At 45.6% G+C, this 12,702-nt stretch carries 14 protein-coding genes; 9 read left to right on the forward strand and 5 right to left on the reverse strand.

Annotated features, from left to right (window positions below):
• Positions 1 to 20: 20 nt before the first annotated feature.
• Entirely contained in the window at positions 21 to 3,050 is a 3,030-nt protein-coding gene (locus AR337_RS09410; protein WP_059171762.1) for an Ig-like domain-containing protein, read from the forward strand.
• 42 nt (positions 3,051 to 3,092) lie between these two features.
• Here the strand turns inward: AR337_RS09410 and AR337_RS09415 are convergent, their stop codons facing one another.
• Positions 3,093 to 3,629: an HD domain-containing protein gene (locus tag AR337_RS09415; protein WP_059171763.1), complete on the reverse strand. Its 537-nt coding sequence runs from the start codon at positions 3,627 to 3,629 to the stop codon at positions 3,093 to 3,095.
• A gap of 432 nt (positions 3,630 to 4,061) precedes the next feature.
• Here AR337_RS09415 and AR337_RS09420 point away from each other — a divergent pair, with 432 nt between their 5' ends.
• The 4 genes from AR337_RS09420 (at position 4,062) to AR337_RS09435 (ending at position 6,458) form a co-directional block, all read left to right on the forward strand.
• Positions 4,062 to 5,162 (forward strand): PRK06851 family protein, encoded by a 1,101-nt coding sequence (locus AR337_RS09420; protein ID WP_059171764.1) that lies wholly within the window; start codon positions 4,062 to 4,064, stop codon positions 5,160 to 5,162.
• Between the two features lie 31 nt (positions 5,163 to 5,193).
• Positions 5,194 to 5,739, forward strand: a complete 546-nt coding sequence (locus tag AR337_RS09425; protein ID WP_253701600.1) for a hypothetical protein — start codon at positions 5,194 to 5,196, stop codon at positions 5,737 to 5,739.
• 209 nt (positions 5,740 to 5,948) lie between these two features.
• Positions 5,949 to 6,149: a hypothetical protein gene (locus AR337_RS09430; RefSeq protein WP_059171765.1), complete on the forward strand. Its 201-nt coding sequence runs from the start codon at positions 5,949 to 5,951 to the stop codon at positions 6,147 to 6,149.
• 117 nt (positions 6,150 to 6,266) lie between these two features.
• Positions 6,267 to 6,458 (forward strand): hypothetical protein, encoded by a 192-nt coding sequence (locus AR337_RS09435; RefSeq protein ID WP_059171766.1) that lies wholly within the window; start codon positions 6,267 to 6,269, stop codon positions 6,456 to 6,458.
• 66 nt (positions 6,459 to 6,524) lie between these two features.
• Here AR337_RS09435 and AR337_RS23490 read toward each other — a convergent pair whose 3' ends face one another.
• Positions 6,525 to 6,668: a hypothetical protein gene (locus AR337_RS23490; RefSeq protein WP_172797532.1), complete on the reverse strand. Its 144-nt coding sequence runs from the start codon at positions 6,666 to 6,668 to the stop codon at positions 6,525 to 6,527.
• Positions 6,669 to 6,788: 120 nt separating this feature from the next.
• On the opposite strand from AR337_RS23490, the gene AR337_RS09440 reads away from it, so the two are divergent.
• The 3 genes from AR337_RS09440 to AR337_RS09450 all read left to right on the forward strand — a co-directional run bounded on the left by AR337_RS09440 (position 6,789) and on the right by AR337_RS09450 (position 9,124).
• Complete coding sequence (locus AR337_RS09440; protein WP_156424355.1) at positions 6,789 to 7,280, forward strand: GNAT family N-acetyltransferase; 492 nt, start codon at positions 6,789 to 6,791, stop codon at positions 7,278 to 7,280.
• Positions 7,281 to 7,306: 26 nt separating this feature from the next.
• On the forward strand, positions 7,307 to 7,975 hold the full coding sequence (locus AR337_RS09445; RefSeq protein WP_059171768.1) for a DNA alkylation repair protein: 669 nt from the start codon (positions 7,307 to 7,309) through the stop codon (positions 7,973 to 7,975).
• A gap of 78 nt (positions 7,976 to 8,053) precedes the next feature.
• Entirely contained in the window at positions 8,054 to 9,124 is a 1,071-nt protein-coding gene (locus tag AR337_RS09450; protein ID WP_059171769.1) for a sorbosone dehydrogenase family protein, read from the forward strand.
• Positions 9,125 to 9,168: 44 nt separating this feature from the next.
• Here AR337_RS09450 and AR337_RS09455 read toward each other — a convergent pair whose 3' ends face one another.
• From AR337_RS09455 to AR337_RS09465, 3 genes are read right to left on the reverse strand one after another with little or no spacing between them, the layout of a single operon-like run.
• Positions 9,169 to 9,819, reverse strand: a complete 651-nt coding sequence (locus tag AR337_RS09455; protein WP_059171770.1) for a TetR/AcrR family transcriptional regulator — start codon at positions 9,817 to 9,819, stop codon at positions 9,169 to 9,171.
• Between the two features lie 21 nt (positions 9,820 to 9,840).
• Positions 9,841 to 10,869, reverse strand: a complete 1,029-nt coding sequence (locus AR337_RS09460) for an ABC transporter permease (RefSeq protein WP_059171771.1) — start codon at positions 10,867 to 10,869, stop codon at positions 9,841 to 9,843.
• Positions 10,869 to 11,594 (reverse strand): ABC transporter ATP-binding protein, encoded by a 726-nt coding sequence (locus tag AR337_RS09465; protein WP_059171772.1) that lies wholly within the window; start codon positions 11,592 to 11,594, stop codon positions 10,869 to 10,871. The genes AR337_RS09460 and AR337_RS09465 overlap by 1 nt, the downstream gene beginning before the upstream one ends.
• A 214-nt stretch (positions 11,595 to 11,808) precedes the next feature.
• Between AR337_RS09465 and AR337_RS09470 the strand changes: the two genes are divergently transcribed.
• Positions 11,809 to 12,255: an SRPBCC family protein gene (locus AR337_RS09470; protein WP_059171773.1), complete on the forward strand. Its 447-nt coding sequence runs from the start codon at positions 11,809 to 11,811 to the stop codon at positions 12,253 to 12,255.
• The last annotated feature ends 447 nt before the right edge of the window (positions 12,256 to 12,702 follow it).

A 12,702-nucleotide genomic window follows, 5' to 3' on the forward strand; every position in this document is an offset into this window, starting at 1 on the left:
TTATTTTTTGGGGGAAAAGTATGAAAAAGAAAAGCATCGCAAAAAAATGGGGTTCAACACTTTTGGCAACGACGTTAATCTTGAATGCTAGCCCAATGGCACTTGCTGCTCCTGCTGCACAAGCAAATGACAAGAGCATGACAACCGGCAGGACCGAAATGAACATAACGACAGGGAAAATCAAGATGAATCCAATTCAAGCCCGAAACGGTAACGCAAACACAGTCTTGTTGAGCGGGACAGTAGCCATCGATGGGCCAAAGCTTGAGCTAAAAGTGAATGATCAAAATGTAAACAACGCCAAGATTACAAAAATCGGTGATACGGTATGGACTTTTGAATATAACCATCCACTAATACCGGAAAATGTAGAAAACAAGAAAGACGAGCAAATTATCATTGGCGCCTATACAGTTTACCAAAATGGCAAAAATGCAGGACAGATTCATACAAATGCGGAGCCGGCAAAAGTAATGGTAGACCTTACTCCGCCGGATATTACTTTCAATGACTATAACAAAGAATGGACAAATCAAAGCATCACTGTATATGCGGCAATGAATGAAGAAGGATCGTTGAATGCCAGCAGCTATACCTTTGATGAAAATGGCAGCTTCACATTCATTGCTACAGATTTAGCGGGAAATGTTTCGGAGAAAACGGTGACCATTGATAAGATTGATAAGGTAACTCCTAAGGCGGATGTGGAATATTCAACGACATCGCCAATCAATACGGAAGTAGTTGCCACAATTGATCCAAAAGAACCGGTAACATTCACAAATCTTGATCAACTTCCTAATTATATAATCTTTGATGAAGCGGCCTCAACCCTTACCTTCTCTAAAAATAGCAGCTTCGATTTAAAGTTTGTTGATAGAGCTGGAAATCCAGGCTCTGTGAACGTTACCGTCAACAATATCGATAAGGAAGCCCCTGTCGGTTCACTCACTTACTCAGACAGTGAATGGACAAACCAAGATGTAACGGCGACGGTGACCGTCACTAAGCCAGTTACATTTAAAGAGATTAATGGTTTACCTAAAACTGTTTCTTTTAATAAAGTAGATGAGTTGACCTACACACTTACATTCACTGAAAACGAAAAGGTAAATCTCAAGTTTAAGGATACAGCTGGAAATAACGGCGAAGTAGAAGTAAACGTCACAAATATTGATAAAGTGGCTCCAACCGCCTCAGTTAGCTATTCAACTAAAGACCTTACAAACCAGGATGTTATAGTGACAATTAAGCCAAGTGAGGAAGTAACAATCCTTAACAATAATGGTTCCTTAAGCAAAACGTTCACGGAAAATGGCGAGTTCGAGTTCTCTTTTGTAGATAGGGCAGGGAACACGGGTTCAGCTGAAGTTAGCGTAATAAACATTGACAAAATTGCTCCGAAAATTACAATCAGTGATTTTTCAACTGAGTGGACGAACCAGGACATCACTGTAACTGCGAGCATGGATGAAGATGGAATTTTGAACGAGGAAAGTTATACCTTCACTGAAAATGGCAGCTTTGAGTTTGTTGCGACAGACCTTGCTGGGAACGTTACAAGGCACACAGTACAAATTACAAACATTGATAAAGAGGACCCTCAAATTACTGTTCTACCATACAATACAGACTGGACAAACCAGGATATTACGGTAGAAGTTACAGTGGATGAAGGTACCCTCAACAAGCAGAGCCATACGTTCACTGAAAACGGCAGCTTCACCTTTGAAGCGATTGACCGTGCAGGGAATAAATCCGAAACTAAAGTTACTATTAAAAATATCGATAAGGTTGCTCCAGAAATCAATGTTGAAGATTACATTAAAAACCCTACAAATCAGGATATTACGGTAACGGTTAGCATGAATGAGCCTGGTACCTTAAACAAGGAAAGCTATACATTCAAAGAAAATGGCGAGTTCGAGTTCATTGCGACAGACCGTGCCGGAAATGAAACGAGGAAGAAAATCGTCATCGAGAACATTGACAAGGTTGCCCCAACCATTAGGGTTTTTAGCTATAACACATCACCAACCAACCAGGATGTTGTCGTGACAGCGGAAACAAACGAAGGTACATTGAATGCAACTAGCCATACCTTTACCCAAAATGGCATCTTCGTTTTCATCGCCGAGGATGAGGCAGGAAACATTACTGAATATCCTGTTGAAATCACCAATATCGATAAAGTGGCCCCAGTCATTACAGTAAATCCTTATAACGTTGCTCCGACCAATCAGGATGTTATCGTTACTGTTGAAACCAATGAGGGGACACTGAATGCCTCTTCATACACTTTCACGGAAAATGGTGAATTTGAATTTGTGGCGACCGACGAAGCTGGAAATGTAACAAAAATAATGGTTGTCATTTCAAATATCGATAAAACGCCTCCGACTGTAAGTGATGTCATTAATGGATTTGCTTACAAAACCGATGTAAAACCAACCTTTACTGAAGGAACCGCGACCCTGAACGGTGCAACATATAAATCCGGTACAGCGATATCAGCTGAAGGCAACTATACCTTAGTCGTAACAGACGCGGTTGGGAATGCCACGTCTGTGACATTCACAATCGACAAAACTGCACCAGTTGTGAACGGAGTAATGAATAATCAATACTACAATAAAGATGTTAAGCCGACATATAACGAAGGTACAGCCACTTTAAACGGCAACACATTTATATCTGGAACAACAGTATCCAGCGAAGGGGTTTACACTTTGGTCGTGAGGGATGTGGCTGGAAACGAGACAACAGTTTCATTTACCGTTGATAAGACTGCGCCTATCCTAAAAGATGTTAGCGCGGCTAATGACAACAATGGCCCGAAAGGAACAACCACGGTTAAAGGGTCGGCTGAACCAGGAGCAGTTGTTTATTTATATTTAACTGGATCAAAATCAGACCTTGGAAGCATGATTGTCGGAAAAGATGGAATATTCTCGTTTACCCTGACCCCACCGCTTGGCAATAAAACGAAATTGACCGTAATAGCAACCGATAAAGCCGGTAATTTTTCTGAAGCAGATGTCAAGTGGTGAACCAAAAATAAAATTTGAATTACTAAACCCTGTCCAAACCCTTTAAAGGTTCTGGCCAGGGTTTTCTTTTTCCAAAATTTCATCAATCATATTATCCAGGCGGATGATGCTGTTTAGCGCACGGTCGTATTCAATCGTTCGGTAGTGGTGCATGCCGCCTTCTTCCTCGTCTTTTTCGTCGGCCTGTTTGACGATTTCCTGCATGGGCGTGCGGACAATGTCGTTGGTGGGGAGGAAAGAATCGGTATGGAAGAGGATGGCGAGCGCAATGGTTTTTGCCTTGACAGGGTTCTCGCCGAGCCGGATTAGCAGCTTATGGGCGCGCTCTGCCCCTTTAATCGCATGGATATCATTTTTCCTATAAAGCTCATAATCCCATTTGCCGTTCCTGTACCACGTATAGTGGCCCATATCATGCAAAAATCCAGCCTTTGCGGCAATGTCTACATCCTGGCCCTGTTCTCGCGCAAGATTGAACGCATGGTAGGCGACGGCGACGGCATGCGCCATGCCCGAGCGGTTTAGGAATTTCTGGGCAATCCGGTGTTTGAAAATGTTTTCAAGTTTTACATCCCTCATACTCCACCTCCGCTTTTAGCAATATTATCATTTTTCCCCCGTATATGAAGAAAAAGACTCCCGAATCGGAGTCCTTTCCCAGAAAAATAAGATAGCATTCTTCCATTTTTGAGAATCGTCCAGCTTCAGCGCCAAGCCCCTATGCCGGTTCCCTCCGGAGGGCAGACCAATCATACGGGTCCATCTTAAGCTTGTAGGGGCTAATTAAGGCGCTTCTGCTTTTCTTGCCATCTATATCAACCGCCTTTTGGGCGGAGGAGTAACTTGCTTCCTTACTCTTACTATTCCCGCGGTGTAGCGGTTTAAACGCGCTGCAAAATTTGTTGGAACAAGACCAAGCCCATTTTTCACACTGGGCATTCAACTATGGGAGGGCGGTGCATATGATAGTGGGTGAAACAGTCCATTTGTCTGAAAAAGGGGTGTGTTTTAGTGGCGAGCAGGATCAGGAACTACTATGCCGGGGGCAATACCGCAAGGGGGTTTTACAGTTTATACGCATCGAATCTGCAGGGTCTTGACTGGCTGTTCATCCTGAAAGGAGGGCCTGGTACCGGCAAGTCTTCATTGATGAAAACCATTGGCAGGGAATGGCATGAACGGGGCTATGACATAGAATATTTGCATTGTTCTTCCGACAATAAATCAATTGATGGGGTCATCATCCCCGCCTTGAGAACAGGCATTGTCGATGGGACCCACCCACATGTCATTGAACCGACGGCGCCCGGAGCAATTGAGGAATACGTCAATCTCGGCGAGGCGTGGGATTCGGAGGCTCTTCACAGAGAAAAAGAAGTGATCCTGAAGCTGAACAAACGCATAGCAGAGGCCTTCAGGAAGGCTTATGACACCTTCAAGGAAGCGCTGGCTGTCCATGATGAATGGGAAATGATTTACATCCAAAGCATGGATTTTGAAAAAGCGGATGAATTGACAGAAAAGCTGATTGAGCAGTTTTTTGGAAAAATGAAACTGAATAAAACGGGCGAGGTTCGCCATCGTTTCCTTGGAGCTGCCACGCCAAAGGGAGCCGTGGACTTTGTCCCCAACCTGACAGAGGATATCCAGAAGCGTTATTTCATCAAAGGTCGGCCAGGAAGCGGAAAATCGACGATGTTGAAAAAGCTGGCGAAAAACGCCGAAGAGCGGGGAATTGATGTTGAAATTTATCATTGCGGCTTTGATCCCCACAGCCTCGATATGGTCATTTTCCGCGAACTGGGAATTGCCATTTTCGACAGCACCGCTCCGCATGAATACTTTCCGAACCGCGGCGGGGATGAAATCATCGATATGTACGAATTGCTGTTTCCAAAGGGAACTGATGAAATTTTTGAAGACCGACTTTCAGACATAGCTGGAAGATACAGAGCAAAGATGAGGGAAGCAACATCTCATCTGGCGAGGGCAAAGGATCTGCATGATGAACTAGAGGCGATTTATATAGAAGCGATGGATTTTAAAAAGGTGGAAGCCATCCGCGACAGGATTGCCAGCCAAATAAGGGAAGTAGCAAGGGCGAATGTATAAAGAAATTTGAATAACTTAAGGAGGATTCCAAATGGAGGACAACAAGAACGAGTTTTTATATGGGACTTTGCCCTACCAGGAAATGGGAGATGATAGGCAATTTCAACAATTCCCAGGTGGCGGCCATACCGGAGGCCAGTTTCCGGGAGGCGGGCAGACGGGAGGTCAATTCCCGGGTGGCGGCCATACCGGTGGCCAGTTTCCGGGAGGCGGGCAGACGGGAGGTCAATTCCCAGGTGGTGGCCATACCGGTGGCCAGTTTCCAGGAGGAGGGCAAACAGGGGGTCAATTCCCGGGAGGAGGCCCGGGCGGAGGGCACGATGGACCGCCGTCAGGACCGCCGCCTTTTGCAACCCCACAGGAAGGGTATGGAGCAACACAGTTTGCGGTCGATCCGGGTGGAATTCGGCGCTGCCGGCACCGTTACACCTATATTTGGCTAAACAACGGGCGCAGCTTCTGGTTTTACCCTACCTTTATCGGTCGGACCTCGATTGCTGGCTGGCGCTTCAGGAGGAACGGTTGGACGTATTATGGAACCGACTTGAGGAGAATTCGGTCGTTCCGCTGTTTTTAAAATAAGGGTTAAAGACGTCTGGGTTCCCAGGCGTTTTTTAGGTGGATTTACCTTCCAGTCGGATAGGGGAAATAGTGTTTTGCACCATTGGCACGATAGTTGATTACAACAGCAAAATATGAGAAAATTTAGAAAACAATTGAATCTTTTTCCAGTTTAACCCGTAGGAATAAGTAAAGTAAATACTTGATTACGAAGGGGCGAGGGCAATGAAGGGGTTAAAAGTATTCAAGCAATGGATATTTTTGTTCGTAATTGGTCTGGTACTGGGTTCCTTGGCGATTATCGTGGATGTTTCATGGGTAAAAAAAGCTTTATGGATTGCTTTGGCGGTCGTTGGAGCTGTTTCCATGGGGAAGTTTTATCAGATGTACGAGTATGGGCTGGATAAAATAGAAAAAAAGTCATAACCCTTGTTGCCGGCCTCAGTGAGTGCCGGTTTTATTTCGGTTAAGTTTGTGCATATATTCACATTTAGAGCGAAGAAAGGAAGCTTTTGTCCGATCCTTTTTAAGGGAGGTGATGAAATGGAATGGAAGCGCAGAGCCGTATTCTTCATCGTCTTCTTCATTGCATTAATTATCGGAATCGGATCGACAGCCATAGAAGAACTCTGGGTGAAAAAAACAATCATGATCTTTTTAACGCTCGTTGTCTTCGCATTTTCTGATACCGCCCGGCAAATTTACAACCATGTGAGGGAGGACCTTAGTAAATGAAGAAAAGCGGGCAGCCCGGCTGCAACTACTTGGCAGCCGGGCATTTCTTTGCTTGCGAGGAAATTATCATTTCGTTTTTGTATTTTGGCTTTTGTTCCGTTTGTTCCCTTTGCTGTTATCCCCGCTGTTTTCCTCGGCGATTTCCATTTGATAGTGCCCGGACTCGGGAGAATTTTGGTTCCGGCTGCCCCGGTTGTATTTTTTCGTCAACGCCTGACCCCCTTTCCTGTTTCCTTTGTAGTTTGTCTGAAGAGAAGTCTTTCATACAAAGGATATTACCCTTCTTGGGGAGAATAGGTAAAAGAGACAAAATAGTTGGAGTTGAAAGAAATGGAAGTAATTTTACAAAAAACTGGTCCTGAAGATGCAAGAATATTAAGCAATATGTACTCGCTTTACCTGCACGATCTTTCAGCCTTTTCGCATTCCTTGAAGGAAAATGCTGAAGGACTGTATGAATTCGACTCTTTCCCTCTTTTTTGGAAAAGAGAAGGGGTCAATCCTTATTTCATTAGGGCGGACGGGGAGCGGGCGGGATTCGTGCTGCTGCTGGAGCCGCCATTTACCAAAAAAGTGAATTATATTATTAATGATTTCTTCGTTTATAACCGATTCCGGGGGAAAGGAATCGCGAGCCGGGCCGCAGAAACTATTTTTGACGGGAGAAGCGGAAGTTATTTTGTCGCGCAGCTTACCCGAAATAACCGGGCAATTGCATTTTGGCGGAAGGTATTTGACAAGTATGCGATCAGTTATGATGAATATGAGGACGAGGAAGATGGCGAATCGATTCTCTGCCAGGAATTTACGATAACCACGTAACAATTCATGTGAAAAGGAAGACTGTTATGGAAAAATATATTTTACAAATAAAAACACTTTTTGAGGAACATCGCAGTCAGGAAAATGCGGTGTCGATGGAAAAATACATGAAAAACCACTTCCCGTTTCTGGGAATCAAAAAACCGCTCCGGGCTGATTTAGAAAAAAGATTTTATACAGAGACCGGTCTCGTGAAGGAGCCGTTTGACGAAAGATTTGTCCGAATGCTCTGGGAGTTGCCGGAACGTGAATACCAGTATGCCGCGCTTGAATACATCGCGAAATTCAGCCGTAAGCTTGGACCGGAGTCTCTCGGTTTGGCAAAGGAATTAATTACAGATAAGTCGTGGTGGGATACAGTCGATGCACTCTCCCAGAGGCCTGTCGGAGAACTTGCGGCCAGGTTTCCCAGCGCAATCTCGTTTGAAATGGATAAATGGGCTGTTTCAGATCATATGTGGTTAAGGAGGACTGCCATCCTGCACCAGTTGAAATATAAGCACGAGACGGATGAAAATCGTCTGTATACATACATCAGGAAAAATGCTGACAGCAGGGAATTTTTTATCCAAAAGGCGATTGGGTGGGCACTAAGGGAATATTCGAAAACGAATCCGGACTCGGTCAGGGAATTCATTCAGCGCACAAAGCTTGCCGCGCTTAGCCGGCGTGAGGGCTCGAAGTATCTTGGCTGAAATAAGTGGGTAAGTATTAGCTGAATTGTTGACACTGGTTTGCTGGTGGCCGAATTGTACGTAAAGGAGTTGAAACCGATGAAGAAGTGGATTGGGCTGGTTGTGTTGGCAGCGGCACTGTTGAGTGGCTGTGCCCCAGAGGGGAAGACGGAGCCGGGAAAGAATCCTCCTAAGGATAAGCCTTTTGTTTGGCAGGGAAAAGCGGAAGTGATAGACGAACATCTCCAAATTCCGTGGTCAATCGCAAAATCGGGGGAAACCTTCTACATTTCCGAGCGGCCAGGGGCCATTGTAAAAATTGAAAACGGGAAAGCAGAGCGGCAAAGAGTCATGCTGAAGGAAAGGCTGTCAGACGCTTCGGAAGCGGGTCTGCTGGGCTTTGTCCTTGCCCCGGATTTCCTCTCGAGCCAAATGGCTTATGCCTATTATACGTATAATGATTCATCCGGGCAGAAAAACCGAGTGGTTGTCCTGTCCCATAGTAATGGAGCGTGGTCAGAGGAGAGGACGTTGATTGACGGGCTTCCGAGCGGTCCGGTCCACCATGGCGGCAGGCTGGAAATCGGCCCGGACGGGAAGCTGTATATCACCGCGGGCGATGCTGCCAATCCGGAGCTTGCCCAGGACCTGAATACGCTTGGTGGGAAAATCCTTCGTATGAACCTTGATGGAAGCATTCCGGCTGATAATCCGTTTCAAGATTCGTATATTTATAGTTACGGGCACCGGAATCCGCAGGGGCTAGCCTGGACGGCTGATGGGACAATGTACGCAAGCGAACACGGACAGTCGGCCCACGATGAAATTAACCTAATTCAGCCGAGTAAAAACTACGGCTGGCCGGTAATTATGGGAAAAAAGAAAATGCAGGGAATGGAAACGCCTCGCTTTCAGTCAGGCGATGTGACGTGGGCCCCTTCCGGTATGGCGGCGTATGGCGATAAGCTTTATGTAGCAACATTGAGGGGGAATGCGGTCAGGGAATTCGACCTGGCGGGGAAAAAAACACGCGAATTCGTCAATGGCTTTGGCCGAATCCGAGATGTGCTGGTTGACGGGGACTATCTGTATTTCGTCAGCAACAACACAGATGGGCGGGGAACTCCGGATGAAACAGACGACAAGCTTTACAGGGTTCGGTTGAACTAACAAAACAAAGGCTGCCAAAATCGGCAGCCTCTTTGTTTACCCAATCATTTCTTCCCTGTGCCAAGCCCGTGCAGGATGAACTGGATTGTGCGCTCTGTTTCAGCTTCGTCATTCCACTCCGATTCCGGGATAATCAAATATTTGGCGATGAAATAGCCGATAATGGAGGAGGCGGTCATCCTTAGCACGCTTAGAGGGGGGATAGCAACGATTTCCCCCTTCTCCTTATAGTAATTGACCACTTTCGTAAAACGCTCAAACAGTTGGGTTGCGACATGCTCCTGGAATTGCTCGCGAAGCTCGGGCTGAAACGGGATTTCCTGGACGAGGATGCGGATGATTTGCCCGTTTTTTTCGATGAATTTACGCCTGTTTTCAATCATTGCCCGGAGAAAATCTTCAAACGTATTAAAGCGCTTGTTCAGCACCTTATCAAGGTCCCTAATAACGAAGGGGGCGACCAACTTAGCCATAACGGGAGCAACGATATTAAGTAGCAGCTCTTTTTTTGTTTTATAATGCCGGAAAATTGTCCCTTCGGCAACGCCAGCCTTTTTGGCAATTTCATTCGTCGAAGTTGCCGCATAGCCTTTTTCGGAAAATGACTCGATTGCGGCAACAAGGATTTTCTTTTGTTTATCGGTTAATTCTTCCTCTTCAAAAAGGTACTCTGTGAACATATCCTGGTCAGACATGGCAATCCCCTTTCCGCAAAGCTACATCTTCCTGTGTTTTTTTAAAGCAGCGATATTCAAAATCATGAAAATGATGGATAACCCGAACAATAGAAGCAAGTCCGGATAAATTTCATTAAATCCATATCCCCTAACCATCAGGTCCCGCATCGCATCGGCGGCATAATAAAGAGGTGTCAGCGGGCCGATCCAGCTGAGCCACTCGGACATCGTTTCCAGGTTGAACAAGCCCGAGAAGAAAACCTGCGGCACGATGACCAGCGGAATGAATTGGATGATCTGCATTTCATTATTCGCAAAGGCCGACAATAGAATGCCGAGCGTCAATGCTGTAAAGGAAAGGAGAAGAATGGTCAAAAGGACGAGCAGGAATGACCCTTCCATCAGCATATCAAGAATATAAATTCCATACCAGGCGATGATCGTTGCCTGGATGGTGGTGAAAATCCCGAAACCGAGTACATATCCAGCGACAATTTCCCAACGTCGCAGCGGGCTTGCCAATAACCTTTCAAGCGTTCCGCTCGTGCGTTCGCGCAGGAAGGATACCCCCGCGATTAAAAACACAAAGAAAAACGCGAAATAAGCAAGTAGAACCGGGCCGAAGTAATCAAATTGGCTCATCGTGTCCGAGCCGTGCAAATAATCGACATCTAGTTCCTGAGTAATTGCATTGGGAAGGACCGGTTTGAATGCCTTTTGGACCCAGAGCATGAATGCGCGGTTTGCGGTTGGATCGCTGCCTTCAAGCATAATTTCGGGACTTTGCCCTTTGATGGCCAGGTATCCATCCAGATTGCCATTTTTCAATGCTTTTTCTGCTGACTCGCTGGAACTGTAGTTTTTAATTTTAGCATCATCAAGATCCATTTGTTCCTTTAGCTGCTCTGGAAAATCTACTAGCCCTACTTTCGGTATATAATCCCTGCCGTTAAAGACGAGATTCAGCATTGTCAGAATAAGGATGGGGGCAAGAATCATCAGTGCCATCGTCCGTTTGTCGCGTAAAAACTGCCTTAAAATCCGGATGACGAGTGCCTTGATACGCATTATACCGCACCCCCATAAACAAGGAATGCCTGCTCGATTGTTTCAGAACCTGTGTCTTTCTTGAGTTTTTCCGGCGTTCCGGCGGCAATAAGCTTCCCATCGCGGATCATGCCGAGCCTGTCGCATTTCTCGGCCTCGTCCATCACGTGGGTTGTGACAATGATGGCAGTGCCCTTTTCCTTCAGCTCATAGAACCGCTCCCAGATACTTTTCCGCAAAACAGGGTCAATCCCCACTGTAGGCTCATCGAGGATTAGCAGTTCGGGTTCATGGAGCAATGCTGCCGCGAGGGATAGGCGCCGCTTCATCCCCCCCGAATAGTTCGCCACAAGCTTGTTCAGGTCGCCGCTTAACTGGACGATCTCCATGACTTCCCCGATTCTTGCCTTTAGCCTTTTTCCTTTCAATCCAAAGAGAGCACCGAAAAATTCAAGATTATCTTTTGCGGACAGTTCCTGATAGAGGGCATCTGCCTGGGACATATACCCCGCTTTTTCAACTAGCTTAAGGGATGGCATTTTTTCGTTGAACAGCCAGTTCTCCCCTTCCGTCGGCAGTTCAAGGCCAATCAGCTGCCGGACGATTGTTGTCTTCCCCGCACCGGAGGGACCGAGCAGGCCGAAGATTTCACCTGGGTAAATATCGAGATTAATATTGTCCAAGACCTGCTGTTTTCCAAAATACTTTGAAACGTTTTTAATTGAGACGATGGAGCTGTTTTCCATAGCAATCCACCTTTCTTATTTGGAGTGAGTAATCACTCATTTGTTAATTATATTATATGTGATTCATTTTAAGAATAAAAGTGAGTAATCACTCATTAATCTAAAAATATTTCGACAAAATGTTTGGAGCTATTCATGCATTGCGTGTTACGAATTAGTAGGGATACAATATATAAAGGAAAAAAGGAAAAGTATATTAGTGAGGTGGAAAGAAGTGGCAGGCTTTCAATCGAGTGTCATCATCCATAAACCGGTCAGCGAGGTATTCCAGTTTGTCAGCAGCATGGACTATATGCCGGAAATCATGCCAAACATTGTCAAAATTGAAAAGCCAGGCCCCGGCCCTTTAAAGCCTGGCGATAAGGTTGTCGAAACACGCATGATTCGCGGCAGGGAAACAAAAAACGAACTCGAAATTCTGGAATATGAAGAAAATAAATTGTTTTCGTACCGAAGCAATCTAAACGGGCTTCAATCGACCTACCGGTATACCTTTAATGAAATAGAAGAAGGAACCAATGCTCATTTTAAAGCTGAAATTAAAACAAGAGGCATTGTCATGGCTCTAACAAAGCGGTTCATTGTCAACATGCTGAAACGAGAAGACGGCAACCAGATGAAGTATTTGAAGGACGTAATGGAGGGAACTGTTACAGTGTAGAAAGGTTAGCACGCTTTGGCCCTTTTTAGCGTCCCATAAAGTAAAATTTTTATTATAAACGGTCTAAAGACCGATTGTGGTGGTCGATGGATTTGAATCGGTCTTGACAGGGTTTCTCAAGACCGTTTTGAGTAAGTTTACGAGTTGAAACGGTCCTGACAGGGCTTCTCAAGACCGTTTTGGGTAAGTTGACGAGTTGAAACGGTCTTGACAGGGCTTCTCAAGACCGTTTTGGGTAAGTTGACGAGTTGAAACGGTCTTGACAGGGCTTCTCAAGACCGTTTTAGGTAAGTTGATGAGTTGAAACGGTCTTGACAGGGCTTCTCAAGACCGTTTGGGTAAGTTGACGAGTTGAAACGGTCTTGACAGGGCTTCTCAAGACCGTTTGGGTAAGTTGACGAGTTGAAACGGTCCTGACAGGGCTTCTCAAGACCGTTTTGGGTAAGT

The organism is Bacillus sp. FJAT-27445, from assembly GCF_001510665.1.
Lineage (GTDB): Bacteria > Bacillota > Bacilli > Bacillales > Cytobacillaceae > Bacillus_D.